At 68.5% G+C, this 26,372-nt stretch carries 21 protein-coding genes; 9 read left to right on the plus strand and 12 right to left on the minus strand.

Going from position 1 to position 26,372, the window contains the following annotated elements; all coding sequences use genetic code 11:
* From mfd to B0W80_RS29240, 6 genes are all read left to right on the plus strand, one after another.
* Positions 1–3,448, plus strand: a 3,448-nt coding sequence (gene mfd, locus B0W80_RS29220) for a transcription-repair coupling factor (protein ID WP_077002679.1), incomplete at its 5' end; no start/stop codon positions are given.
* Positions 3,449–3,511: 63 nt separating this feature from the next.
* Entirely contained in the window at positions 3,512–6,409 is a 2,898-nt protein-coding gene (locus tag B0W80_RS29225) for a CHAT domain-containing protein (protein ID WP_077002664.1), read from the plus strand.
* Positions 6,410–6,529: 120 nt separating this feature from the next.
* A complete protein-coding gene (locus B0W80_RS36050; protein WP_218668965.1) occupies positions 6,530–6,793 on the plus strand; it encodes a hypothetical protein in 264 nt (87 codons plus the stop codon).
* Positions 6,794–6,798: 5 nt separating this feature from the next.
* Entirely contained in the window at positions 6,799–7,188 is a 390-nt protein-coding gene (locus B0W80_RS29230) for a type II toxin-antitoxin system VapC family toxin (RefSeq protein WP_256856719.1), read from the plus strand.
* A gap of 1 nt (position 7,189) precedes the next feature.
* Complete coding sequence (gene serB, locus B0W80_RS29235) at positions 7,190–7,903, plus strand: phosphoserine phosphatase SerB (protein WP_077002665.1); 714 nt, start codon at positions 7,190–7,192, stop codon at positions 7,901–7,903.
* Between the two features lie 74 nt (positions 7,904–7,977).
* Positions 7,978–9,042, plus strand: a complete 1,065-nt coding sequence (locus B0W80_RS29240) for an Ldh family oxidoreductase (RefSeq protein ID WP_077002666.1) — start codon at positions 7,978–7,980, stop codon at positions 9,040–9,042.
* Between the two features lie 10 nt (positions 9,043–9,052).
* Here B0W80_RS29240 and B0W80_RS29245 read toward each other — a convergent pair whose 3' ends face one another.
* Positions 9,053–10,240 (minus strand): PLP-dependent aminotransferase family protein, encoded by a 1,188-nt coding sequence (locus B0W80_RS29245; protein WP_077002681.1) that lies wholly within the window; start codon positions 10,238–10,240, stop codon positions 9,053–9,055.
* Between the two features lie 110 nt (positions 10,241–10,350).
* Between B0W80_RS29245 and nth the strand changes: the two genes are divergently transcribed.
* Positions 10,351–10,989, plus strand: a complete 639-nt coding sequence (gene nth / locus B0W80_RS29250; RefSeq protein WP_077002667.1) for an endonuclease III — start codon at positions 10,351–10,353, stop codon at positions 10,987–10,989.
* 21 nt (positions 10,990–11,010) lie between these two features.
* Here nth and B0W80_RS29255 read toward each other — a convergent pair whose 3' ends face one another.
* The 4 genes from B0W80_RS29255 to B0W80_RS29270 are packed head-to-tail and all read right to left on the minus strand — an operon-like array spanning position 11,011 to position 14,919.
* A complete protein-coding gene (locus B0W80_RS29255) occupies positions 11,011–11,559 on the minus strand; it encodes a histidine phosphatase family protein (RefSeq protein ID WP_077002668.1) in 549 nt (182 codons plus the stop codon).
* Positions 11,556–12,350, minus strand: coding sequence for an adenosylcobinamide-GDP ribazoletransferase (gene cobS, locus B0W80_RS29260; protein WP_077002669.1), 795 nt, complete (start codon positions 12,348–12,350; stop codon positions 11,556–11,558). The genes B0W80_RS29255 and cobS overlap by 4 nt, the downstream gene beginning before the upstream one ends.
* A complete protein-coding gene (gene cobT / locus B0W80_RS29265; protein ID WP_077002670.1) occupies positions 12,350–13,435 on the minus strand; it encodes a nicotinate-nucleotide--dimethylbenzimidazole phosphoribosyltransferase in 1,086 nt (361 codons plus the stop codon). The genes cobS and cobT overlap by 1 nt, the downstream gene beginning before the upstream one ends.
* Positions 13,432–14,919: a cobyric acid synthase gene (locus B0W80_RS29270; RefSeq protein ID WP_077002682.1), complete on the minus strand. Its 1,488-nt coding sequence runs from the start codon at positions 14,917–14,919 to the stop codon at positions 13,432–13,434. Before B0W80_RS29270 ends, cobT begins: the two co-directional genes overlap by 4 nt.
* Before the next feature lie 249 nt (positions 14,920–15,168).
* On the opposite strand from B0W80_RS29270, the gene B0W80_RS29275 reads away from it, so the two are divergent.
* Positions 15,169–15,396 (plus strand): hypothetical protein, encoded by a 228-nt coding sequence (locus tag B0W80_RS29275; RefSeq protein WP_077002671.1) that lies wholly within the window; start codon positions 15,169–15,171, stop codon positions 15,394–15,396.
* 10 nt (positions 15,397–15,406) lie between these two features.
* On the opposite strand, the gene B0W80_RS29280 is transcribed toward B0W80_RS29275, so the two are convergent.
* From B0W80_RS29280 to B0W80_RS29295, 4 genes are all read right to left on the minus strand, one after another.
* On the minus strand, positions 15,407–16,891 hold the full coding sequence (locus tag B0W80_RS29280) for an efflux transporter outer membrane subunit (protein ID WP_077002672.1): 1,485 nt from the start codon (positions 16,889–16,891) through the stop codon (positions 15,407–15,409).
* A 71-nt stretch (positions 16,892–16,962) separates the two neighbouring features.
* A complete protein-coding gene (locus B0W80_RS29285) occupies positions 16,963–20,250 on the minus strand; it encodes an efflux RND transporter permease subunit (protein ID WP_077002673.1) in 3,288 nt (1,095 codons plus the stop codon).
* Between the two features lie 31 nt (positions 20,251–20,281).
* Positions 20,282–21,526, minus strand: coding sequence for an efflux RND transporter periplasmic adaptor subunit (locus tag B0W80_RS29290; RefSeq protein ID WP_077002674.1), 1,245 nt, complete (start codon positions 21,524–21,526; stop codon positions 20,282–20,284).
* Positions 21,527–21,691: 165 nt separating this feature from the next.
* Positions 21,692–22,564: an alpha/beta hydrolase gene (locus B0W80_RS29295; protein WP_077002675.1), complete on the minus strand. Its 873-nt coding sequence runs from the start codon at positions 22,562–22,564 to the stop codon at positions 21,692–21,694.
* A gap of 172 nt (positions 22,565–22,736) precedes the next feature.
* Here B0W80_RS29295 and B0W80_RS29300 point away from each other — a divergent pair, with 172 nt between their 5' ends.
* Positions 22,737–23,651: a LysR family transcriptional regulator gene (locus tag B0W80_RS29300; RefSeq protein ID WP_077002676.1), complete on the plus strand. Its 915-nt coding sequence runs from the start codon at positions 22,737–22,739 to the stop codon at positions 23,649–23,651.
* 13 nt (positions 23,652–23,664) lie between these two features.
* On the opposite strand, the gene B0W80_RS29305 is transcribed toward B0W80_RS29300, so the two are convergent.
* Genes B0W80_RS29305 through cobO form a run of 3 tightly spaced genes read right to left on the minus strand, consistent with a single transcriptional unit; the run spans position 23,665 to position 26,269 of the window.
* The gene (locus tag B0W80_RS29305) at positions 23,665–24,669 is read right to left on the minus strand and encodes an aminotransferase class I/II-fold pyridoxal phosphate-dependent enzyme (RefSeq protein WP_143684826.1); all 1,005 of its coding nucleotides are present in this window, start codon (positions 24,667–24,669) and stop codon (positions 23,665–23,667) included.
* Complete coding sequence (gene cbiB / locus B0W80_RS29310; protein ID WP_083745700.1) at positions 24,666–25,697, minus strand: adenosylcobinamide-phosphate synthase CbiB; 1,032 nt, start codon at positions 25,695–25,697, stop codon at positions 24,666–24,668. The genes B0W80_RS29305 and cbiB overlap by 4 nt, the downstream gene beginning before the upstream one ends.
* Positions 25,698–25,699: 2 nt before the next feature.
* Positions 25,700–26,269 carry a cob(I)yrinic acid a,c-diamide adenosyltransferase gene (gene cobO, locus B0W80_RS29315; protein ID WP_077002678.1) on the minus strand — a complete coding sequence of 190 codons (570 nt, stop codon included), beginning with the start codon at positions 26,267–26,269 and terminating at the stop codon, positions 25,700–25,702.
* Positions 26,270–26,372: the final 103 nt, after the last annotated feature.

Below are 26,372 nucleotides of genomic sequence, written 5' to 3' on the forward strand. Positions count from 1 at the left end.
GCCCCGCCCCGCCCTTTCTGCCGATGCCTTGCTGCTGGCGCAGCTGGCCGAGCGCGAAAAATCGGCCGGCCGCGCCACCGCCGTCTTCACCGCCGATGCCAACGACGCGCAGCGCCTCATCGACGAACTCGTCTTCTTCGCGCCCACGCTGCGCTGCGCCCTGTTCCCCGATTGGGAGACGCTGCCCTACGACAGCTTCTCGCCCCACCAGGACCTGATCAGCGAACGCCTGGCCACGCTCTGGCGCATCAGCCAGAAAGACGCCGACGTGGTGCTGGTGCCCGCCACCACCGCGCTCTACCGCCTGGCCCCGCCGTCCTTCATGGCGGGCTACACGTTCCACTTCAAGACCAAGCAGAAGCTGGAGGAATCCAGGCTCAAGGCCCAGCTCACGCTGGCCGGCTACACCCACGTCACGCAGGTGGTGAGCCCGGGCGAATACGCGGTGCGCGGCGGGCTGATCGACCTGTTCCCGATGGGCTCGCAAGTGCCATTCCGCGTCGACCTGTTCGACGACGAGATCGACTCGATCCGCACCTTCGACCCCGACACCCAGCGCAGCCTCTACCCCGTGCCCGAGGTGCGCCTGCTGCCGGGCCGCGAATTTCCGATGGACGACGAGGCCCGCGCGCGCTTCCGCAACCGCTGGCGCGAGCTGCTCGAGGGCGACCCCACGCGCAGCCGCCTCTACAAGGACATGGGCAACGGCGTCGCGACCGCGGGCATCGAGTACTACCTGCCGCTCTTCTTCGAGGAAACGGCGACGGTGTTCGACTACCTTGGCGTGGACACCACGCTGGTGCTGCACGGCGACCTGGAGCCCGCCTTCCAGCATTTCTGGCAGGACACAGGCGAGCGCTACCGTCTCGTGCGCGGCGACCCCGAGCGGCCGGCGCTGCCGCCGGAGGCGCTGTTCCTCAATGCCGAGCAGTTCTACCAGCGCGCCAAGCCGCATGCGCAGCTCGCCATTCGATCGACCGAGGGCACGCCCTACACCGAGTTCGAAACGCTGCCGCCCTTCGCCGTGGTGCGCGGCGCGGACGACCCGCTGGTCAAGCTCAAGGCGCACATCGCCGCCACGCCGCACCGCGTGCTCTTCATCGCCGAAAGCGATGGTCGGCGCGAAAGCCTGCTCGACTTCCTGCGCGCCAGCGGCCTCAACCCGCCCGCTTTCGATTCGCTGGCCGAGTTCGAAGCCGCTGCCGACGAGAAGACCGGCATCGCCACCGCCGCACTGGCCGCCGGCTTCGCCTGGACCGAGCGAAGCATCGACTTCATCACCGAGACCGAGCTCTTCGCCGCTGCACCCACCACGCGCCGGCGCAACCGCAAGCAGGAGCAGGTCAGCGACGTCGAGGCGCTGATCAAGGACTTGAGCGAGCTGGCCGTCGGCGACCCGGTCGTGCATTCGGCCCACGGCATCGGCCGCTATCGCGGCCTCGTGCACATGGACCTGGGCCAGGGCACCGGCCCCGACGGCAAGCCGCTGATGCAGGAGATGCTGCATCTCGAATACGCCGACAAGGCCACGTTGTACGTGCCGGTCGCGCAGTTGCACCTGGTCAGCCGCTACACCGGCGTCAGCGCCGACGAAGCACCGTTGCACAAGCTCGGCTCGGGCCAGTGGGAAAAGGCCAAGCGCAAGGCCGCCGAGCAGGTGCGCGACGCCGCCGCCGAGCTGCTCAACATCTATGCCCGCCGCGCCGCGCGCGAAGGTCACGCCTTCCGCTTCTCGGCCGCCGACTACGAGGTGTTCGCCAACGACTTCGGCTTCGACGAAACCGCCGACCAGAAGGCCGCCATCCATGCGGTGATCCAGGACATGATCTCGCCGCAGCCGATGGACCGCCTGGTCTGCGGCGACGTCGGCTTCGGCAAGACCGAGGTCGCGCTGCGCGCCGCCTTCGTCGCGATGACGGGCGGCAAGCAGGTCGCCTTTCTTGCACCCACCACCCTGCTGGCCGAGCAGCACTACCAGACCCTGGTGGACCGTTTCGCCAAGTGGCCGGTCAAGGTGGCCGAGATGAGCCGCTTCCGCTCGACCAAGGAAATCAACAGTGCCGCCAAGGGCCTGGCCGACGGCAGCGTGGACATCGTGGTCGGCACGCACAAGCTCCTGTCGTCGAGCGTCCAGTTCAAGAACCTCGGCCTGCTCATCATCGACGAGGAGCATCGCTTCGGCGTGCGCCACAAGGAGGCGATGAAGGCCCTGCGCGCCGAGGTCGACGTGCTCACCCTTACCGCCACGCCCATCCCCCGCACGCTGGGCATGGCGCTCGAAGGCCTGCGCGACCTGAGCGTGATCGCCACCGCGCCGCAGCGCCGCCTGGCCATCAAGACCTTCGTGCGCAACGAAGGTACCGGCGTCATCCGCGAAGCCGTGCTGCGCGAGCTCAAGCGCGGCGGGCAGGTCTACTTCCTGCACAACGAGGTCGAGACCATCGAGAACCGGCGCCAGAAGCTGGAGCAGATCCTGCCCGAGGCGCGCATCGCCGTGGCCCACGGCCAGATGCCCGAGCGCGAGCTGGAGCGCGTGATGCGCGACTTCGTGGCCCAGCGCTACAACCTGCTGCTGTGCTCCACCATCATCGAAACCGGCATCGACGTGCCGAGCGCCAACACCATCGTGATGAGCCGTGCCGACAAGTTCGGCCTGGCCCAGTTGCACCAGCTGCGGGGCCGGGTCGGCCGCAGCCACCACCAGGCCTATGCCTACCTGATGGTGCCCGACATCGAGGGCCTGACCAAGCAGGCCGCCCAGCGGCTCGACGCCATCCAGCAAATGGAAGAACTCGGCTCCGGCTTCTACCTGGCCATGCACGACCTGGAAATCCGCGGCGCCGGCGAAGTGCTGGGTGAGAATCAGAGCGGCAACATGATGGAGATCGGTTTCCAGCTCTACAACGAGATGCTCGCCGAGGCCGTGCGATCTTTGAAGGCCGGCGAAGAACCCGACCTGCTGGCGCCGTTGTCGGTCACCACCGAAATCAACCTGCACGCGCCCGCGCTGCTGCCCGAAGACTATTGCGGCGACGTGCACCTGCGCCTGTCCTTCTACAAGAAGCTCGCCACCGCGCGAACGCCCGACCAGATCGACACCCTGCTCGAAGAAATCGTCGACCGCTTCGGCAAGCTGCCGCCGCAGGCGCAGACACTGATCGACGTCCACCGCCTGCGCGTGCTCGCGCGGCCCTACGGCGTGGTCAAGGTCGATGCGGCGCCGGGCGTCATCAACATCAGCTTCAAGAAAGACCCGCCGATCGATTCGATGGCCATCATCCAGCTGATCCAGAAGAACAAGCACATCAAGCTGGCGGGCAACGAAAAGCTGCGGATCGAACGGGAGTTGAAGGAGCCGAGGGATCGGGCGCAGATGGTGAGAGACATTCTTCGCAGTCTGGGGTCGCCCCTAGCCGCAGCGACCGCGCCTGCAACGAGTCCGACATAGGCCGTTTGGCCGTTGTCTCACCGCGACCTTGGAGCGACACAATGCGCACCTGGAGGTGTCGCCATGCCGCTCCCTGCCACGCGCTTCATGCTCGCGTTTGTCGTGTCCGCCATGCTCGCGTTTGCCGCCTTCACCGCGTCGGCCCAGCAGCCGGAACCGGAAGCGGATGACCAGGATGAAGCCGCCTCGGCGACGTCGCCCCAGCGCCGGCTGACCAAAGATCGCGAAGACGCGCTGCGCGAGCAGTTGAGCGGGGCCTCCGTCGGCCAGGAGCGCTGGCTGGGCTACGACGAGTTGATCCGTGGATACGTGCGGGCAGGTCGTGTCGCGGAAAGCGTCAAGCTGCGCGACGACGCCTTGAATGACGACCGTCTCTCCACCGCGCGGCGCTCGGTCCTGGCGTCCAGCCTGGCGATGTCGCAGGCGCTGATCGGCGACTACCCCAGGAGCCAGCGGCTGATCGCACGCGCCAAGAGTTTGGCCCAGGAGGCGCGGCCGGACGATATCGAGACCCTGTTCACGGAACCTTCGTACAGCTTCCTGCGCGCGGAGGCGGAGGTTGCACGTCGCCACCAGGCGCGGCACGACATCGCCCTCGGCAAGACCCGTGAGACCTCCAATCTCGCTTGGGCCAACTTCAACAATCCGTCCTTCAGCGAGAAGCGGCGGCGCGCGGCGGCCAACGAGCTGCTCAACAACGTGCAATTGCATGTGATCCTCCTGGTACAGAACAACCGGCGCCAGGAAGCGCTGAGCTACGTACAGGAGATCGAGCGCCGCCTCGAAGCCCGTCCCGACCTGCAGCCGACGCAGCACCAGATCGCCATGATCCAGGCAGCACGCGCCATCGCCCTGTGCTCCTTCGACGACTACGAGGGCGCGCTCGCTGCCATCAACACCAGCCTCGCGACCTACCAGCGCGCCAACCTCGGCGAGCAATATCACTCGTACGGCCTGGCGGTGCGAATCCGGCTGCTGATCGCGTTGGCGTTGGGGCGAATCACCGAGCACGTGGCGGACGCCGACGCCATGACCCGCACGCGCGCGATCAACCCCATGTTCGGCGGCACCATTCCGGCTGGCGAGGCCGATTCGCTGGTGCTCGCCGCACGCGGTCAATGGGCCGCCGCCGCCACGCGGCTGATCGAACAGCTGGACCGTGACACGCGCTTCCAGGGCACCGAGAGCCCGTTCTTCCGCTACCGCTCCTCGATGCGGATGCTCTACCAATTGAACGATCCGCAAGGCGGACTCAGCGTTTCCGACATCGAACGCTACGTCGGACGCCAGACCAACACGGACGACTGGCCCGAAGCGCGCTACCGCGGGATCTACGTCGAGGACGGCGCCCTCGCGAACGCGCTGGAGCGGCTCATGCGCTGGCAGGGCGACGGCAGCACCGAGCAGGCGCAGGCTCTCGCCTTTCGCATTGCCGAGTTGCTCAGGGTGAATGCGTCGCAAGGAGCGCTTACCGACGGTGCGGCGCGCCTGGCGGCGAGCGACCCCCGCCTGCGCGCGCTGATTGAGCAAGAGCAGATCGTGCGCTTCGACCAGGCAACGAACAGGCGTGCTTTTGCCGTCGCGAGCACGCGGCTCGAGCAGGCGCGTGCTTCCGGCGACGACGCGGTCGTGCAGCGCCAGGCCGAGGATGCAGACAAGAAAGAGAAATCGCTCCAGGCCAGCGTAAGCAAGCTCAAGGAACTTCGGCGCCAGATCGCGTCGCAGTTCCCTGTCTATCGCGAGCTCATCAGCCCCGAGATTCCAGACAGCGCCCGGCTCGGGGCGGTACTGCGTCCCGGTGAAGCCTACGTAAACCTCTACGCCGGCCGGCTGGCCAGCTATGTCTTCGTGGTGCTGCCGTCCGGTCGTCTTCATGCTCAGCGCCTCGAGACGACTCGCTCCCAACTCATCGCGCAGACTGCCGCACTTCGCGCCGGCTTCGAGACAGGCGTGCCTCCCACCCGCCGCAACCCGCTCGGTGGCTTCGATCCCGACGCAGCACATGCCATCTATCGCGCCGTCATAGCGCCCATCGAGGCACAGTTGCAAGGCGCCGCCACTATCTACCTGTCGAGCGGCCAGCTCAGCAGCGTTCCCTGGAACGTGCTTCTGATGCGGCCGTGGACGGACCTCGGCAGCGCCAACTGGTGGGCATCGTCGGTCACGCCGGTCCAGATGCCCAGCGCCTCGGCCTTGGTGCTGGCGCGCACGCGTGGCGCGCAGCGCGCCAGCGCGCCATTCATCGCCTTCGCCGACCCGGCCTTCGACGGAGCCACCGCATCCAGGGACGGCGCCGTGCGCTCCTCCGTGAGACCACGCGCCCTGCGCAGCCCGGCCGGCGCGGTGGCGTCGGCGGCCTATCGCACCCTGGCCCCGCTGCCGGAAACGCTCGACGAGGTGCGCGCCATCGGCGTCGCGCTGAACGCCCCGGAGCAAAGCATCGTGCACGGCCCGGCGGCCGCACGCAGCACCGTGCTCAAACAGGATTTCTCGAACGCGCGGGTCGTGGCTTTCGCCACCCATGGCCTGCTGCCCGGTGAACTCCCCGGCCTCTTCAAGCCGGGGCTGGCGATGTCTTACGAAGGCCAGGGACTGGACGACTCACTGCTTACCATCGACGACATCATCGCGCTGCGGCTGAACGCCGACTGGGTGGTGCTCTCCGCGTGCAACACCGGGACCACCAGCGGGGCGGCAGGCGACACGATGTCCGCGCTCTCGCGTGGATTCTTCGCCTCCGGTGCGCGCACGCTGCTGGTCACCCAATGGGCGGTGGAATCGGAATCGGCAACCCAACTGACGATCGGCCTGTTCAAGGCTTACGCGGCCGATCCCGCACTGTCGAAGGCACAAGCGCTGGCACGGGTGCAGCGCGACATGATGGCTGGCAAGCTGGGCGAAGGCTACGCCCACCCGTATTTCTGGGCGCCCTACTTCATTGCGGGCGACGCGGCGCGCTAGCATTCGGCCCTCGGCGCAAAGAAGCGCATGCAGTGGCAGCAGCCCCGCACCGCGTGCAGTGCATATATAAGTGCGTGCACTTATATAATCGCCGCCCGAGCATGCATAGAGGAAGCCGGCATGTCCCAAGTCACGATCTACCTGGAAGAAGACGCGCTGAACGCCGCCAAGGAGGCTGCGCGTCGCGCTGATCTGTCGCTGAGCAAGTGGTTTGCCCAGTTCGCGGAAGCCGAGATGCGCAAGCCCAAGACGACATGGGAAGAATTTTTTGCCGAGCTAGACCGCGCCAACGCATCAAGTCCAGCCGGTGCAGATGGCTGGGATGCGCTGCTGGTGGACCGCTATGCCGATCTCGGAACCGACACACCGCGCGAGGCGTTCTGAAATATCTGCTCGATACCGACACGCTGATCTACGTGTACAAGCGTGCCGGCAACTGCTTGGCTCGCTTGGGTGAACACGACGATGACGATATTGCGATCAGTTCCATCAACCTGTTCGAGTTGCGCTTCGGCATCGCCAAGTCAACCAACCGGGCGCAGATGGAGGCTTATGTGAACGCGCTCCGCGAGCGCTACGCGATCCTCGACTTCGATGAGGTTGCCAGCCGCCATGGCGCGGCGATCCGCGCGCAATTGCAATCACGCGGTACGCCCATCGGCCCGTATGACATCTTGATAGCCGCCGTGGCACTGGCGCACGACCTGACGATCGTCACACGGAACACCCGCGAATTCTTGCGCGTGCCCAGACTGCGCGTCGACAACTGGCACGACTGACATGAGCTTCCCGCACCAGCACACCCCCGGCCTGCGCATCCAGCGTTTCGCCCCCACTTTGCGACTCACCGACTTCAAGCTCATCGCCTTCGACATGGACTCGACGTTGATCAACATCGAGTGCATCGACGAGATCGCCGACGCGGTCGGCAAGAAGGCCGAGGTTGCGGCCATCACCGAGGCCACGATGCGCGGCGAGATCAAGGATTTCAAGGAAAGCCTGCGCCGGCGCGTGGCACTGCTGCAGGGCGTGCCGGTGACGGCGCTGCATGAGGTCTACGACGAACGCCTGCGACTCAATCCGGGCGCCGAGACGCTGGTGAACTCTTGCAAGGCTGCGGGGCTCAAGGTGCTGCTGGTGTCGGGTGGATTCACCTTCTTCGCCAATCGCGTGAAGGAGCGCCTCGGAATCGATTTCGCCCGCTCGAACCTGCTTGACGAGGCCGATGGCCGCCTCACCGGCCGTGTGGCGATGCAGTCCTGGGGCGACATCTGCGACGGCGCCGAGAAGCGCCGCACGCTGCTCGAGGTGGCATCGCTGCTCGGCATCTCGCCGGCGGAATGCATCGCCGTGGGCGATGGCGCCAACGACCTGCCGATGATGGGCGAGGCAGGCCTCTCGGTGGCCTATCACGCCAAGCCCAAGGTGCGCGAACAGGCCATGGTCGCGATCGACGAAGGCGGGCTCGACCGCTTGCTCGAAGTGCTGCGCTGACGTCGGACTGCCGGTCATTGCAGACCGGCATCTCCCTATGGCGGATGCGGCCTGCGCTGAAGCACACTGGGGCCATGAACGCCTCATCCCCGCGCTACGACGCCACCGCCCTCACCCGCTACGCCACGCAACTACTGCAGGCCGCCGGCCTCGCCCCACTCCTGGCCGACAGCGTCGCCGACACGCTCGTGCAAGGCGACCTGCTGGGCCACGACACCCACGGAATGGCCCTGCTGGCCGGCTACGTGAAGGAACTCGAAGGCGGCCGCATGAAAGCCGACGGCGCACCGCTCATCGTCTCCGACCGCCCGGCGGCCGTGCTGTGGGACGGCCAGCGCCTCCCCGGCCCCTGGCTGGTGCATCAAGGCCTCGATCTGCTGCTGCCTCGGGCGCGCGAACTCGGCACCGCCTCGCTGGTGATCCGGCGCAGCCATCACATCGCCTGCCTGGCGGTCTACCTGCTGCGCGCGCTCGAAGAAGACATGCTGCTGGTGCTGGCCTGCTCCGACCCCAACACCGCAAGCGTGGCGCCCTTCGGCGGCACCCAGGCCGTGTTCACACCCAATCCGCTGGCGCTGGGCTTTCCGCTCGGCGAAGGCGGGGTGATGGTCGACATCTCGGCCTCGATCACTACCAACGGCATGAGCAACCGCAAGCACAAGGCGGGTGAGCGCTTCGCCGAGGAATGGCTGATCGATGCCCAGGGCCGGCCCAGCAACGACCCCGCGGTGCTGTTCGCCAAGCCGCCCGGCACGCTGCTGCCGGTCGGCGGCATCAGCCACGGCCACAAGGGCTACGGCATGGCGCTGCTGGTCGAGGCGTTGACGGCAGGACTCGCGGGGCACGGCCGGGCCGATGCGCCCGAGGGCTGGGGCGCGACGGTGCATCTCACCTTGCACGACCTGAGCGCCTTCGGCGGCAAGGCGGACTTCCTGCGGCAAATGGACCACCTGGCCGGGCAATGCCGCTCGAATCCGCCTGCCGACGCCGGCCGGCCCGTCCGCATGCCCGGCGAACGCGGCCTGCAGCGCCGCGCCGAGCAGCGCGCGGAAGGCGTGCGCCTGCACCCGACCATCGCGCCTTCGCTGCGGGAGGCCGAGCAGCGCTACGGCTTGCGCTTGGCCGACGCGCAACGCTGAGCCGAGTCGATCAGAGCGCCGCGCCCAGGCGCTGGATGCCTTCTTCGATCTTCTCGACGTTGGCGGTCGCGAAGCTCAGCCGCAGGGTCGCCAGGTCCGGCTTCTCGGCGAAGAAGGGTGCACCGGGCACGAATGCCACACCCTTCTCGATCGCGCGCTGGGCGAACACGTTGGCATCGGCCAGCTTGCCGCCCGCGCCGGTCAGGCGAGCCCAGAAGAACAGGCCGCCGCCAGGTTGCGTGAAGTCGATCGCATCGCCCAACTCGCGCTTGAGCGCGGCGCCCATGGCTGCGGCGCGCTCCGCGTACACCTTGCGCACATTCGCCAGCGTATCGGGCATGCGGCCGCTCTTGAGGTACTGCGCCGCAGTGGCCTGCGCGAAGGTGCTGGTGTGGGCGTCGCTGAACTGCTTGCACATCGTGGCCTTTGCCAGCAGCTCGGCCGGCGCGATCATCCAGCCGATGCGCAGGCCCGGGCTCAGCACCTTGCTGAGGCTGCCGCAATGCACCACGCGCTCGCGGCTGCCCGGCACTTCGCTCGTCAGCGACATGATCGATGGCGGCGGAGCCTTGCCGAAGTAGAGATCGCCGTAGGGGTCGTCCTCGACGACCACGGTGTCGTGCTTCACGGCCAGCTCCAGCACCTTTCTGCGCCGCTCCAGGCTCAGCATGGCGCCGCTCGGGTTGCCGAACGTCGGGATCAGGTACACGAACTTGGGTTTGTGCTCCGCGATCAGCTGCTCGAGCTTGTCGACCTGCACGCCATCGGCATCGACCGGCGCGCTGATCAGATTGGCGCCGTAGAGGCGAAAGCATTGAATGGTCGCGAGGAAGGTCGGGCCTTCGACGATGACCTTGTCGCCGGGCGAAATGAGCGTCTTGCCCAGCAGGTCCAGCGCCTGCTGGCTGCCGGTGGTGACGATCAGGCCTGACGGGTCGACCTGCACGCCCTTGCCCTTCATGAAGGCCGACAGCTGCGTGCGCAACGGTTCGTAGCCTTCGGTGGCGCCGTACTGCAGCGCGCCGCCGGGTTCTTCCGACAGGGCCTTGGCACTGGCCTCCTTCAATCCGTCGACGTCGAACATCGCGCTGTCCGGAAAGCCGCCCGCAAAGCTGATGATGCCGGGCTTGCCCAGCAGCTTGAAGAGTTCTCGGATGGCGGAGGTTTCGACGTTGTCGAGGCGGGTGGCGAATTGCATGACGGCCTGCTGCGAGGGAACTGAAGGGGTCGCCATTGTCGCAAGTTCATCGCAGGCCGCCACCGGGCCACCCCCCAGCGGCCGACGACATGCATACACTCGCCGCCACGATGAAAAAAACAGCGATCGAGCCCTTCTTCGCCACGCTGCAGGCGGCGAATCCGGAACCCGAAACCGAACTCGAATACAGCACGCCCTTCGAGTTGCTGGCTGCGGTTCTGTTGTCGGCGCAAGCCACCGACGTGGGCGTGAACAAGGCCACCCGCAAGCTCTACCCGGTGGCCAACACGCCGCAAGCGATCCTCGACCTGGGCCTGGAAGGGCTCGAGGGCTACATCAAGACCATCGGCCTCTACCGCAGCAAGGCGAAGCATCTGATGGAAGCCTGCCGCATGCTCGTCGAGCTGCACGGCGGCGAGGTGCCGCGAACGCGCGCCGAACTCGAAGCGCTGCCCGGCGTGGGCCGCAAGACCGCCAACGTGGTGCTCAACGTGGCCTTCGGCGAACCCACCATGGCGGTCGACACGCACATCGTTCGCGTCAGCAACCGTACCGGCCTCGCGCCCGGCAAGACGCCGCTGGAAGTCGAACTTAAGCTCGAGAAGCGGGTGCCGGCGGCCTATCGCCTGCATGCGCACCACTGGCTGATCCTGCACGGTCGGTACGTCTGCGTGGCGCGCAAGCCGATGTGCTGGAAGTGCGCCGTGGCGCCCTGGTGCGACTACAAGCCGAAGACGCCGGCGCCGTGAGCACGCACGCAAGCCGGGTCATCAGCCTTCGACAACCACCCACTCGCCGAAGCCGATCGGCCGCGACGGCCACTGGTCCGCGCGCTCCACGCAGCGCATGCCCTCGCGCAGGGCCCACACGGCGCGGATCACGCCGGCATGCGTCACCCATAGCGCGTCATGCCCGGCGGCCTGCCACTCATCGTAGGCCTCGCCCACCCGCTGCATGAAGGCACGCGTGCTTTCCCCTGTTCCGCCTGCGCGCGCGTCGGCGAAGTCACGGGTCCAGGCATCGAACTCGGCGCGCGCGATGGCGCTCCATGCATGGCCTTCCCAGTCGCCGAAATCCATCTCGGCGATGCGTGGGTCGACGCGCAAGCTCAGTTCCGGCCGCAGCGCGACGATGGCATCGGCCAAGCCGGCGCAGCGCCTGAGCGGCGAGCAGACCAGCGCGATGCCGGCCGGCAAGGCCGGTGCGATGCGTTCGGCGATCGCCTGCGTTGCCTCCGGCGTCACGTCGACGTCGCTGCGCCCATAGCAGGCGCCGGTGGCCGCCGTGGTCTGGGCATGGCGCACCAGGTTCAGCTTCATGCCTGCCACGCCAGCGCGAGGTAGATGGCGAGTTCGCACACCTGTTGCGTCGCGCCCAGGCCGTCGCCGGTGAAGCCTTGCAGCCGTCGCATCAGCAGCCGGGCGAGCAGGAACGCGCCCAGCGCACATCCCGCCAGCGCAGCCACCGCCTGCGTCGACGGATGCGTCACCAGCAACAGCGCCGCAGCCGGCATGCCGTACAGCACGCCGACCAGCAAAGCACCGCCTCCGATCGCGTCGGCCAGCGGCTTCGACTTGCTGCTCCCTTCGCTACCGACATGCGGCAGAAAGCGGATGAGAAACAGCGGCGCCAACCGCGACAGCACGTGCGCCGCCAGCAGGGCGGTGGCGGCATTGGCCGCGCCCTGCCCCGCCAGCGTGGCCAGCAGCGCGATCTTCAGCCCGAGCGCGAGCACCAGTGCAATGGCACCGAAGGCGCCGATGCGCGAGTCCTTCATGATCTCCAGCGCCCGTTCGCGATCGGCCGAGCCGCCGAGGCCATCGGCCACATCGGCCAGCCCGTCCTCATGAAAGGCGCCGGTGAGCAGCACCGTCGCGATGGTCGACAGCAGCGCCGCGGCCGCGGCGCCGGCCACGCCGTGCAAGCCCGGCTGCGTTAGCAGGAACACCGCCGCGCCCACCGCCCCGACCAGCCAGCCCACACCCGGAAAGTGCGCGGCGCTCGCACGCAGCATCGCAGGACTGAAGCCGACCCAGTCGGCCAGCCGGCCCGTTACCGGGACGCGCGTGAAGAACTGCAGCGCCAGCAGGAAATGGCGCACGCCCTGCATCAGCCGCCCCGCTGCGACACGCCGGCCGATTCGAAGCTGGCCATCTCGCGCAGGATGCGGCAGGCCGATTCGAGCAGGGGCCACGCCAGCGCGGCGCCCGAGCCTTCGCCGAGGCGCAGGTTCAGGTCGAGCAGCGGACGCAGGCGCAGCGCTTCCAGCAGCAAGCGATGCCCCGGCTCGGCGGACGAATGGGCCGCCACGCAGCGCTGCACCACGTGCGGCCGCAGGGCGTTCGCCACCAGCACCGCCACGCTGGCGATGAAGCCATCGGCCACGACCACGCGCCGCTCCTCGGCGGCCTGCAGCACCGCCCCGACCAGCGTGGCGATTTCGAAGCCGCCGAAGGCCGCGAGTGCACTCAGCGGCGTGCCGGCGTCGGCATGCAGCGCCAGCACCTCGCGCAACAAGGCGCGCTTGTGCGCCACGCCGGCTTCGTCGAGGCCGGTGCCGCTGCCCGTGCAGTCGTCGATGTCCGCGCCGGTCAGCCGCGCGAGCAGCAGCGAGGCAGCCGAGGTGTTGCCGATGCCCATCTCGCCCAACAGCAGCGCGTTGCCCGGCAACTCGCGCACCAGCGCGATGCCGTTGGCGATGGCCTGACTGCATTGCGCCGCGCTCATCGCGGGGCCGATCGACGCGTCGGCCGTGCCCGGCGCGATCTTGCGCACGACCAGTCCCTCGCGCGGTGCATTGCTTCCAGGCCCGACGCTTCGCGGCCCGCCGGCGGCGAAGTCATGCCGCACACCGCAGTCCACCACCGTCAACGCCAGCCCATGCTGCCGCGCGAGCACGCTGACGGCGGCACCACCGGCAAGAAAGTTCTCCACCATCTGCCAGGTCACGTCGCTCGGATAGGCCGAGACGCCACGCGCCGCCAGGCCGTGGTCGCCGGCGCAGACCAGCATCTGCGGCGCGCGAAGCACGGGCGTCTCGCTGCCGAGGATCAGGCCCAGCTGCAGTGCCAGCGCCTCCAACTGGCCCAGTGCGCCGAGCGGCTTGGTCTTGTGGTCGAGCAGGTGCTGAAGGCGGGCTGCCAATGCGGCATCGTCGATCGCCGCGACGGCGGGAAGTTCAAGCGAGAGGGTCATTCGATCAGGGCGCGCAGCACGCCCGCTTCAAAGTGGGATTCGATCTGGTCGGCCAGGCCGTCGAACACGGATTCCAGCGTGCGCGCGCGAGCGCCGAACAGCGCCTCCAGCACGGCCGGCTCTTCGAACAGGCCGTGCAGGTACAGGCCCAGCACGTTGCCCCGCGCATTGCGCCAGGCCAGGTCATCGGGCATCGCCGGAAGCGCATGCTCGCCGGCGGCGGCCATCGCGGGATGAGGTGCGGTCTGCCCATGATGGATCTCGTAGCCCCGCAGCGCCACGCCGGACAGCGCGGCCCACGCATCGTTCAACGCGCCGAAACGCGCTTCGCGCAGTTGCACCGTCTTGCCCTGCGCGAACTCGGTGACCAACGGCAGCAGCCCCAGGCCAGGGCCGTTGCCGTCCACGCCATGCGGATCGATCAGCGCCTCGCCCAGCATCTGCAAGCCACCGCAGATGCCGAGCACCGCACCGCCATTTGCCGCATGCGCCGCCACCGCGCGGTCCAAGCCCTGCGCGCGCAGCCAGGCCAGGTCGCCGCTGGTGTTCTTAGAGCCGGGCAGCACGATCCAGTCGGCGCCCGCTAGCTCGGCCGGGCTGCGGGCCCATCGCAGGCGAACGCCCTCGACGTTCTTCAGCGGCTGGAATTCGTCGAGGTTGCTGATGCGCGGATAGGCCACGACGGCGACCGTCAGCCGCACTTCGCCGGCTGCGTCGCCGCGGTCGTCGAACACCCCGTCTTCCTCGGGCAGGCCGTGCTGCCACCACATGGGCAGCGTCGCCACCGTGGGCACGCCGGTCAGCTCGCGCAGGCGTTCGGGCGCGGGTGCGAGCAGCGTGGCGTCGCCGCGAAACTTGTTGAGCACGAAGCCGGCCAACCGTGCGCGGTCGGCCTCGGGCATCAAGGCCCAGGTGCCGTACAGGTGCGCGAAGGCACCGCCGCGGTCGATGTCGGTCACCAGCAGGCAGCGCGCACCGGCCTGCCGCGCGACGCGCAGGTTGACGATGTCGCTGTCCATCAGGTTGATCTCGGCCGGCGAGCCCGCGCCTTCGATGACGACGACGTCGTTCTGCGCACGCAATTCGTCGAGCGCCTGCGCGATCTGCGGCCACACACGCTCGCTGCGCCCGCGCCAGGGCAAGGCCGTGAGATCGGCGCTCACCTGGCCCATCAGTACCACCTGGCTGTGGGTGTCGCGCTCGGGCTTGAGCAGGAGCGGGTTCATCCGCACCTCGGGCACGGCGCACGCTGCGAGCGCCTGGAAATACTGCGCGCTGCCGATCTCGCCGCCGGCGACCACGCGCGCGTTGTTGCTCATGTTCTGCGCCTTGAAGGGCGCCACTTTCAGGCCTCGGCGCGCATACCAGCGGCACAGCGCCGTGGCCAGCCAGCTCTTGCCGGCCCCGCTGGTGGTGCCCAGCACCATCACGCAGCGGGCCGCACCGGTTTCCGGTCTTGCCGGTCTTGCCGGGGAAGAATTCATGCGCGCATTGTCCACAAGGCGGCGACGCCATCGCCGCGCTCATAGCGCGCATCGCCACTCATTGCGGCAAGCCCTGCTGCAAGGCCGACAGCCACTCGGTCGACGGCGGGCCCGGGCCCCGTGTCGCCGGCGGACTTGTTACAACTTCTGCCAAGTCCGTCACGCTTTGCCGCGTGTGTTAGGCGGCGCATGAATCCGATTTCAGCTGGCTGCGTACCTGCTCTTCGCAACAAAAGAAAGAACAGGTCGATGGCTTTCGTACAGGACATGGCGCTCACGATCGAGGAGCGCGACAAAGGCAGCTACTACTGGGTGTTGATCGAAGCCATCGAGGACGACGGATCCGAGGTTCTGCACTACCGCCATGCGCGCTCGGCCACCACGCCGCAGCCGAGTTACTCGAGCGCGCTCGCTCTCGGGGCGGCCGCGTTGCGCCAGGCGCGCGAACGGCCGCGACCCGTCACCGAATCCGAGTGATGGCGTCTGCTCAGCGGGCAGCCATCTGCGCCGCCGGCAGCGCCGCCTCGGCCACGGCATCGCCGGCCGTCCAGCCGCCGCCCAGCGCGCGGATCAGCCCCACCGTCGACTGGTATTGCGCCGAGCGCACCTGCAGTGCCTGGCGCCGATTGCGCAACTCGCTGCGGCGCGCGTCGAGCAGATCGAGCTGGCTGACGTAGCCGTTGCGGTATCGCGTATCGGACAGCTGCGTGGCGCGCGTGGCCGAGGCCACCGCCCTGCCCTGCACCTCGGCCTGCGACTCCAGGATGCGCAACGACGACAACTGGTCCTCCACGTCGCGGAAGGCGCCTAGCACCTGGTCGCGGTAACCCGCCAGGGCGCCATCCAGTTGCGCGTTGGCGCCTTGGACCCCGGCCTCGCGCCGGCCGCCGTCGAGCAGCGGCAGCGACAGCAAGGCACCGATGCCCCACGAGCGCGCCGACCACTTGAACAGGTCGCCGATGTCGCTCGACGCATAGCCGGCCCCGCCGGTCAGTGCGATGTTGGGGAACCACGCCGCCTGCGCCACGCCCACGCGGGCCTGCGCGGCCAGCACGGTCTTCTGCGCGGCCGACACGTCGGGCCGACGCGTCAGCACGGTGGCCGGCACGCCGGCAGGAATCACGGGCAAGGCCGTGCTCCAGCGATCGGGCTTCATCTCGAAGGTGGAGGCGGCCTCGCCCGTCAGCACGGCCAGCGCATGTTCGAGTTCGGCACGGCGGCGGTCGAGCGTGAGCGCTTCCGATTCGGTGGAGGCCACCTCGGTCTCGACACGGGCTACGTCGAGTTCGGCGATGTCGCCGGCCTGGTGGCGCTGCTGCGTCAGGCGAAGCGTGTCGCGGTAGGCCTCGACCGTCTCGCGCACGAGCTGCCTTTCGTCGTCGATGGCGCGCAGCGACAGGTAGGTCTGGGCCGTCTCGGCCTGCACCAGCAGGCGCGTGCTCTGCAGCAAGCCTTCGCGCGACTCGGCGTCGAGCCGGGCCGCGTCGCTGGCCTTCGAGAGCCGGCCGAACAAGTCGAGCTCGTAGGAAAAGTCGAGCCCGGCGTTGATCAGCGTCGAGGGCTGCGTGCTCTGGTTGCGGTCCAGCCCGCGCTGCCGGCTGGCGCCACCGCCCAGGCCGAGCTGCGGTGCGCGGTTGGCGTCGGCGCTGCGCACCAGCGAGCGCGCCTCGGCCAGCCGTGCCGCCGCGCCCTGGATGCTGTTGTTGGCGGCATCGGCGCGCGCGACCAGTGCATCGAGCACCGGGTCGTTGAAGGCGCGCCACCATTCGCCGCGCGGCTGGGCCTCGGCCGGCTTGGCGCGCGTCCATTGCCCTTCGGCCGGCGCGGCGGCCTGCTCCTTGAACTGGGACGGCGTCGGCACGCTGGGTGCCTCGGGCGTGGCGGTGGCGCAGCCGGCCAGCACCAGGGCGGCGAGCAGCGGCACCAGCGCCGCGCGCCAGGACCGGGAAGTAGTGCTTCGATCGAGTTTCATGATCCGCTTTCTTGTGGCTGCGATGTCGTGCAGCAGGTTCTTGCTTCTTGCAGGAAGGCTCTCGCCTTCGATCAGTCGTGCGCCTTCAGGGGCGCGGCAGGCTGGGGTCGCAGGCCACCGCCGCCACCGGAAGAACCGCCGCCATCGTGGTGCGGCACGCTCGCCGGATGCTCGGCCGAGACGAAGCCGTCGTCGGCCAGGTGCGGCACCTCGCCGTGCAGCTTGAGCGGCTTGTTGCCCGTCAGCTTGCGGAGGGCCACGTAGAACACCGGCGTCAGGAACAGGCCGAAGGCCGTCACCCCGATCATTCCGGCGAACACCGCCACGCCCATCGCCGAACGCATTTCGGCCCCGGCGCCGGTGGCCAGCACCAGCGGCAGCACACCCATCACGAAGGCCAGCGAGGTCATCAGGATCGGGCGCAGACGCAGGCGGCTGGCTTCGATCGCGGCCTGCACCGGGTTGCGGCCGGCGAACTCCAGCTCGCGAGCGAACTCCACGATCAGGATCGCGTTCTTCGCCGATAGCCCCACCAGCACCATGAGCCCGATCTGGGTGAACACGTTGCTGTCGCCGCCCGAGATCCACACCCCGGTCATCGCGGCCAGGATGCCCATCGGCACGATCAGGATGATGGCCAGCGGCAGCGTGAGGCTCTCGTACTGCGCCGCCAGTACCAGGAACACCAGCAGGATCGCCAGCGGGAAGATGACCACGGCCGAGTTGCCGGCCAGGATCTCCTGGTAGGTCAGGTCGGTCCATTCGAAGTCCACGCCCTTGGGCAGGGTCTCGGCGGCGATGCGCTCGATGGCGGCCTGCGCCTCGCCCGACGAGAAGCCGGGCGCCGGGCCGCCGTTGATGTCGGCGGTCAGGTAGCCGTTGTAGCGCATGGCGCGTTCCGGGCCGAAGCTCGAATCCACCTTCATCAGCGCCGACAGCGGCACCATCTCGCCCGAGGTCGAACGCACCTTCAGCAGGCCGATGTCTTCGGCCCGCGCGCGGTGCTCGGCATCCGCCTGCACGCGCACGCTGTAGGTACGGCCGAACTTGTTGAAGTCGTTCGCATACAGGCTGCCCAGGTAGATCTGCATCGTGTCGAAGATGTCCTGCACGGGCACACCGAGCTGGCGCGCCTTGGTGCGGTCGATGTCGGCATAGAGCTGCGGCACGTTGACCTGCCAGCTCGTGAACATGCCGGTCAGCTCGGGCGCCTGCATGGCCTTGGCCATGAAGGCCTTCACCGCCCCGTCCATCGCCTCATAGCCGACCGAACCACGGTCTTCCAGCTGCAGCTTGAAGCCGCCCGTCGTCCCAAGCCCTTCCACCGGAGGCGGCGGGAACATGACGATGAAGGCGTCCTGGATCTGCGAGAACTCGGCATTGAGCTGCTGCGCGATGGCGCCGCCGCTCTGGTCCGCGCGCTTGCGCTCGTCGAAAGGCTTGAGCATGGCGAAGGCGATGCCCGAGTTCGAGCTGTTGGTGAAGCCGTTGATCGACAGCCCCGGGAAGGACAGCGAGCCCTCGATGTTCGGGTTCTTCTCCATGACCTCGCCCATGCGGCGGATGACTTCCTCGGTGCGGTCCAGCGTGGCGCCGTCGGGCAGCTGGGCGAAGCCGATCAGGTACTGCTTGTCCTGCGCCGGCACGAAGCCGTTGGGCACCGCCTTGAAGAGGCCGAAGGTCAGGCCGATCAGCGCGAGGTACATCGCCATCATCAGCGCCTTGCGCGACAGCACCCGGCGCACGCCGCCGCTGTAGGCTTCCGAGCCGCGGTGGAAGAAGCGGTTGAAGCCGCGGAACAGCCATCCGAACGCGCGGTCCATGCCGCGGGTCAGCGCGTCCTTGGGCGCGTCGTGGCCCTTGAGCAGCAGCGCGGCCAGCGCGGGCGACAGGGTCAGCGAGTTGATCGCCGAGATCACCGTCGAGATCGCGATGGTCACCGCGAACTGTCGGTAGAACTGGCCCGTGAGGCCGCTGATGAAGGCCAGCGGCAGGAACACCGCCACCAGCGTCAGCGCGATGGCGATGATGGGCCCCGACACCTCGCGCATGGCGCGGTAGGTGGCCTCGCGTGGCGAAAGCCCGGCCTCGATGTTGCGCTCCACGTTCTCGACGACCACGATCGCGTCGTCCACCACGATGCCGATGGCCAGCACCAGCCCGAACAGGGTGAGCGCGTTGATCGAGAAGCCGAGCACGTGCAGCACCGCGAAAGTGCCGATCACCGACACCGGTACCGCCAGCAGCGGAATGATGGAAGCGCGCCAGGTCTGCAGGAACAGGATGACCACCAGCACCACCAGCGCGATGGCTTCGAGCAGCGTGTGCACCACCGAATCGATGGAGGCGCGCACGAACTGCGTCGGGTCGTAGGCGATGCGGTATTCCAGCCCTTCGGGCATGAACTTGGCCAGCTCGTCCATGGTCTTGCGCACGTCGGCCGAGATCTGCAGCGAGTTGGAGCCCGGCGACTGGAACACGCCGATGCCCACCGCCTGCTGGTTGTCCAGCAGCGAGCGCAGCGCATATTCCGACGCGCCCAGTTCGATGCGGCCCAGGTCGCGCAGCCGGGTCACGGCGCCGTCGGCACCGGTCTTGACGATGATGTCGCCGAACTCTTCCTCGTTCTGCAGGCGGCCTTGCGCATTGATCGACAGCTGCGTGTCCACGCCGGGCAGGCCCGGCGATGAACCGACCACGCCGGCAGCCGCCTGGATGTTCTGCCCGCGGATGGCGGCCACCACGTCGCTGGCCGAGAGGCCGCGCTGCGCGACCTTCTGCGGGTCGAGCCAGACGCGCATCGCGTACTCGCCGCCGCCCCAGGCCTGCACCTGGCCCACGCCGTTGATGCGCGCCAGCCGGTCCTTGACGTTGAGCACCGCGTAGTTGCGCAGGTAGTTCATGTCGTAGCGGCCGTTGGGCGACACCAGGTGCACCACCATCGTGATGTTCGGTGAGCTCTTGACGGTGGTGATGCCGAGCCGGCGCACTTCTTCGGGCAACCGCGGCTCGGCCTGCGCGACGCGGTTCTGCACCATCTGCTGCGCCTTGTCGGGGTCGGTGCCGAGCTTGAAGGTCACCGTCAGCGTCATCACGCCGTCGGTGGTGGCCTGGCTGCCCATGTAGAGCATGTTCTCGACGCCGTTGATCTGCTCCTCGAGCGGCGTCGCCACCGTTTCGGCGATCACCTTCGGATTGGCGCCCGGGTACTGGGCGCGCACCACCACCGAGGGCGGTGCGACCTCGGGGTATTCGGAGATCGGCAGGCCGCGCAAGGCGATCAGGCCGGCGATCAGCATCAGCAGCGAGAGCACGCCCGCGAAGATCGGCCGATCGATGAAGAACTTCGATAGATTCATGATGTTTCCCTCCGGTTGAGGCTGTCCCTGCTCAGGACTTGCCGGCGCTGGCCACACGCTGGCCCTGCGCATCCGTCTTGCCGTCCATGCTCACCACCTGCGGCGCCACCAAGGCACCGGGGCGGATGTGCTGCAGGCCGTTGACCACGACCCGCTCGCCGGCCTTGAGCCCCTTGGTCACCACGCGCAGGCCGTTGGCCGGTGCGCCCAGGGTGACTTCGCGCCACTCGGCCTTGTTGTCCTCCCCCACGACCATCACGAACTTCTTGCTCTGATCGGTGCCGACGGCACGCTCGCTGACCAGCAGCGCGTTGTCGCTCTTCGCCTGCCCCATGCGGATGCGGGCGAACTGGCCGGGGATCAGCGTGCCTTCCTTGTTGTCGAAGGCGGCGCGCACGCGCACCGTGCCGCTCTTGGCATCGACCTGGTTGTCGATCAGCTGCAGCCGGCCTTCATAGGGCGTGCCTTCGAGGCCGGCCGTGCCCATCTGCACCGGGATGCCGTCGAGCTTGCCGCGCGCGGCGGCGCCGGCCGGCAGTTCCCTCAGGGCCTTGACGACGACCTGCTCGTCGGCATCGAAGCTCGCGTAGATCGGGCTGACCGACACCAGCGTGGTCAGCACCGGCGCCCCGGGGCCGGCCGCGACCAGGTTGCCCGTGGTCACTTCGAGCTTGCCGACCCGACCCGAGACCGGTGCCTTCACCTGCGTGTAGCCCAGGCTCAGGCGCGCGGTCTGCAGTTGGGCCTGCGCGGCGCGCAGGTTGGCTTCGGCCTCGCGGCCTGCGTTGATGCGCTCGTCGAGTTCGCGCTGGGCGATGGCCTTGTCGTCCCACAGGCGCTTGGCGCGCTCCTGCTCGCTGCGCGTGAAGGCGGCGCGGGCTTGAGCCGATGTGACCTGCGCTTCGGCGCGCTCGACTTCCGCCGCGTAGGGCGCCGGATCGATGGTGATCAGCAGGTCGCCCTGCTTGACCAGCGCGCCTTCGCGGAAGTGAACCGCCTGCACGGCGCCCGAGACGCGGGAGCGCACGTCGACCCGCTCCACCGCTTCGAGGCGGCCGGAGAACTCGTCCCAGGTGTTGACGTCGGTCGCGGCCACCACGGCCACCGACACCGGCGTGGCGCGCGGCGCCGCCACCGCGGGCGCATCGTTGGCCTCGGCTTTGATGCTGGGAAAGCCCAGCAGCACGGCCGATGCGATCGCCACCAGGGCGGTCGCGCCGGTCACGGCAGGCCAGAAGCGACGCTTGGCATTCGACGACTTGTTGTTGGTTGGCATGGTGATGGTCCTCGTGATGACTTGTGAAACAACGGAAAAACGCAGAAAACAGGGGTCCGGCCCGCATGCGAAAGAGCAGCAGGAAGGCGACGTCCGGCACCGCCGGTGGTGCCGGCAGGCCGATCGGGTTCGATAAAAAGTTCGGCCGGCGCAGCCGGCTGGGGCCTAGGCCGGCGGAGGCACCGGCGGCACCGTGGAAGCGAAGAAAGCGCGCAGATGCCTACCGACTGTCTCCGAGCACGCGCAATCGCCAGAAGCGGGGTCGTACAACTCGTCCGGACAGCGGGCGTTGGAAGGCAGCACCGCCTTCGTCACCGCGATGCCGGCGTCATGCAAGCGCCGCGCGAAGGCCAGGGCCTCGTCGCGCATCGCATCGTCCTCGCCGACCAGCACCAGCGTCGGTGCCAGCTCGGCCAGCCTGAGCGATGCGCCCGGCACCGCATAGGGGTGCGTGGCGTTCATGGGGCAGCTCAGGTATTCCTGCCAACCCGAAGCCCAGCGGCAGCGCGGGTCTTCGGCGGAGGCATTGCGCAGCGACAGCGTGCCGGCGCAGGGGTCGAGCATCGGCGACAGCAGGATCTGGCCTGCCAGCGGCGGATGGGCGCGGTCGCGTGCCATCACGCCCACCGCGGCCGCCACGTTGCCGCCGGCCTCTTCGCCCGCCAGGTACAGGCGGGCACCCTTGCCGGCCAGCTTGACGCGTTGCTTGTAGGCCCATTCCAGCGCCGCGAAGCCGACCTCGATCGGCTCCGGAAACGGCTTGAGCGGATAGGCCACCGAGAGCACCACCGAGCCGGCATCGGCCAGCATGCGGGCCACGTTGCGGCCGTCGTCCAGGTCGCCGCTCACGAAGGTGCCGCCGTGGAAATGCAGCACCAGCGGCGTCGTCGCGCCCTTGGCCTTCTGCCCGTAGAGCCGGGCCTGCACGGGCTCGCGCTCGGGCAGCGGGATGCTGATGTCGGTTTCATGACCCGACGCAGCAGCGGCCGGCGTGGCCGCAACGGCTTCGGCAGGTTGCGAGGTGGGGCGGGTAGACATGAGGCTTGCTCGGAATGTGAACGATGTTTGAATGTTAAGGGCCTGGGACAAAGCCACAACAGGCCCACGGTTCGAACTCTGTTTCCAATCGACTAACAATCGGCTAAGAAGCCGCATGTGAGAATCCGCGCCCCTGCCTCCGATGGGCAGGCCATTTCCCCCAGGAGCATTCATGGATCAGATCCAGGGTATGCGGATCTTCGTCCGCGTCGTGGAAGCCGGCACCTTTACCCGTGCCGCGGACTCGCTCGGGCTGCCCAAGGGCACGGTCACCAAGCAGATCCAGGCGCTGGAGTCGCGCCTGCACGTCAAGCTGCTGAACCGTACCACCCGGCGCGTGACCGTCACGCCGGACGGCGCCGCGTATTACGACCGCACGGCCCGGCTGCTCAACGACTTCGACGACATCGAGGCCAGCATGACCAACGCGCAGGCCAACCCGACCGGGCGCCTGCGCATCGACGTGGGCTCGTCCACCGCGCGGATGATCATCCTGCCGGCGCTGGCCGGCTTCTGCGACCGCTACCCCGACATCCAGGTCGACCTGGGCGTGAGCGACCGACCGGTCGACCTGATCAGCGACAACGTCGACTGCGTGATCCGCGCTGGCGAACTGACCGACCAGTCGCTGGTTGCGCGCCGCATCGGCACGCTCGATTTCGTGACCGTGGCCTCGCCGGCCTACGTCAAGCGCTACGGCACGCCGCAGCATCCCAGCGACCTGGAGAAGCGGCACCACGTGGTCAGCTATTTCGCGCCCGGCTCGCGGCGCATCTATCCGCACGAGTTCAGCAAGGGCGAAGAGCACATCGAGATCTCGGGGCCGTACCGGGTGTCGGTGAACGAGGCCAACGCCCACCTGGCGGCCGTGCTGGGCGGCTTCGGCATTTCGCAGTGCGTGGGTTTCATGGCCATTCCGCACATCGAGAGCGGCGAGCTGGTGCACCTGCTGCCCGACTGGACCCGCGAGCCGCTGCCGGTGCATGTGGTGTACCCGCCCAACCGGCATTTGAGCGCGAAGGTGCGGGTGTTCGTGGACTGGGCGGCGGAGTTGTTCGCGAAGAATCCGGCGCTGCAGCGGCGCTGAGGCTTTCCCTGGCTCAGGCCGTTGCGCGCCACGCCCGGGCCAAGGCTTCCTGGCTCGCAGGCGGCAGCACACCGAGCCGCACATGGCCCGGCAGGCCGAAGGAGGCGGTGTCGCGCAGTTGGATGCCGGCGTTGCGCAGCCCGGCAGCACGGGAGGCATGGGGCGCGTCGGGGCGAGCGCAGAAGAAGTTGGCAACGCTGGGCAGCACGGCCCAGCCCAGCGATTCGCACAAGGCCTGCTGTCGGCGCTTCCATTCGCGCAGTCGGTCGAGGCTGTCGCTCAGCCAGGTTTGCGTGTCGCGATGCGTCCAGGCGTCGAGCAGCGCCACGCCGTGCGTGCCAAGCGGCCAGGAAGGCGCGAGGTGGTCGAGGTGCGCCGCCACGTCGTCGGCCCCGTGCGGCGCGACGGCATAGGCGGCGCGGATGCCGGTCAGCCCGAGCGCCTTGTTCGGCGTCCACAGTTGCCACACGCGATCGCGTTGCGCCTCGTCGAGCGACAGATGGCCTTCGAGGCGCAACGGTTCGTAGGCCAGGTCGAGGACGCAGGTGCCAGGATCGGCCGCATCGACCCGCGCCGACAGATCAGGTTGCACTTGGCCCAGCGGGCTGGACGGGTCGCAGCACCAGACCAGCGAGCAGCCATCGACCGCCTCTGGTTCGCGCCGCAACCCCAGTCTCCACGCCGCCGCGGCGCGTGCGTAGTCGCCGTAGCCGTGCTGCGGCAACCAGACTGCGCCGCCTCTCCGCTGCACAACTGTCGCGGTGATGCGGGAGATGAACTCGCTCGCGCTCGCGGCGATCACGATGCGCCCGGGCGCCACGCCATGCCAGGCGCCGAGCGAGTCGCGAAGCCCGGTGTACCGGGGGTCGGGGTAGCGGCTGGCATCGGCTTGCTGCACCGCCCGCAGCGCCATGGGACACGGCCCGCAGGCGTTCGCGTTGGTCGAAAAATCGTGCAGGGCCGCGCCGCGGGCGTCGGGACCGCCGTGCGGGGCATCGAGGTCGGTCTGCGCGTTCATGCCGGGTGCCATGCTGCCAGGGTCAGCAGCGCGGCGGATGCGAGCACGGCCATGCCGAAGACCGCCCTGCCGCCGAGCCTGGCCGCGCGCACGGTGTGCTCGGGCTGCGCGTCGCGGCCTTCGGCGTTGAGCACGTACACGCCGGGCTTGGACAGTCGCACGTTCAGCAGCATGGCCATGGCGGCCATGGGCCAGCCGCTGTTGGGGGATGGGGTGAGTGCGGCCTGGCGTGGAAGCGCAGGGATCACCGTCATCCCAGTTCTCTCCCGCCAGCGCGAGAGGGAGAGGGAGCACAGCAGCAGGCCCGTCAGGCGGGCGGGGAGCCACGACAGCACGTCGTCGGCGCGGGCGGCCCATTTGCCGGCCCATTCCCAGATGCGGCCGTTGCGCGCACCGCGGTAGCCCCACATGGCATCGGCGGTGTTGGCGAAGCGGTAGAGGGCCGCGCCGGGCAGCCCCAGCAGCAAGAACCAGAACAGGGGCGCGATCACCGAGTCGTTGAGGTTCTCGGCCAGCGACTCGATGGCGCTTTCGCGCACCTGCGTTTCGTCGAGGGCCTGGACGTCGCGGCTGACCAGGCGGGCCAGTTGGCTGCGGCCCTCTTCGAGTGAGCGACCCAGGGCCGCCTCGACCGCCAACACCTCGTCGCGAAGCATGCGCCAGGCAAGCAAGGGCTTGAGGGCAAGGGCCAGGACGATCGCCTGTGCCCAGGATGGCAAGCGGGCGGCGATCACAACCACCGAGACGGCAAGCAGGACGAAGATGGCTGCACCTGTGCACCACGCCAGCATGCCGGCCATGAAGGGCCATGCCCTGGGACGCGTCGAGGCGTCGGATCGCGGGGCGATGCGAAAACCGGTGCGGGTGAGGTAATTGCCCATCCATACCACCGGGTGCCAGCGTGGCGAGGGCTCGCCGAATAGGCGGTCGATGCCCAGGGCCAGGCAGAGGGCAGCGGCGTTGATCAGGAGCGCGGTGCCCCCACCCCAGCCCTCCCCCAGAGGGGAAGGGAGCCAGAACGGGGGCATGTCTAGTCTTCGATGCCGCGTTGGGCGGGGATGCCTGCTTTGAAGGCGTGCTTGACCATCTGCATTTCCGTCACGGTGTCGGCCAGCTCGATGATCTCCGGCGGGCAGCGACGGCCCGTCAATGCGACGTGCACGTCGCGCGGGCGGCTGCGCAGCGTTTCCAGCACGTCGGGCAGCGGCAGCCAGCCGTAGATCAGCGGATAGGTGATCTCGTCGAGCACCACGAGGAAGTAGTCGCCCGAAAGAATGGCAGCCCGGGCCTTCTGCCAACCGTCGCGCGCGAGTTGCGCCGAGCGCTCCAGGTCCTGGCTCTTCCAGCTGAAGCCGTCGCCGAGGCCTTCGATGGGAATGCCGATCTGCTCGAACATGCGGTGCTCGCCGAAGCGCGCGCTCGGCACCTTCATGAACTGGTAGATCTTCACGGCCTTGCCGCGTCCGTGCGCGCGCAGCGCCAGGCCGAAGGCGGCCGTGCTCTTGCCCTTGCCGTCGCCGGTGTTGACGATCACGATGCCGCGGCGCTCGCCTTCGGGCTTGTCGTAGGGCTTCGCGGTGGGTGGTGTCTCGATCTGCATGGGAGTCCTTCGTTCAAGCGGGAATCGCGATCCACTGGCCCGCGACGCGGTGCACGACGACACGGCCGTCGAACACCGATTCGAGCGCCTGGTGGGTCGCGGG

The sequence above is a fragment of the Variovorax sp. KK3 genome, assembly GCF_001984055.1.
Classification (GTDB): Bacteria; Pseudomonadota; Gammaproteobacteria; order Burkholderiales; family Burkholderiaceae_C; genus Variovorax.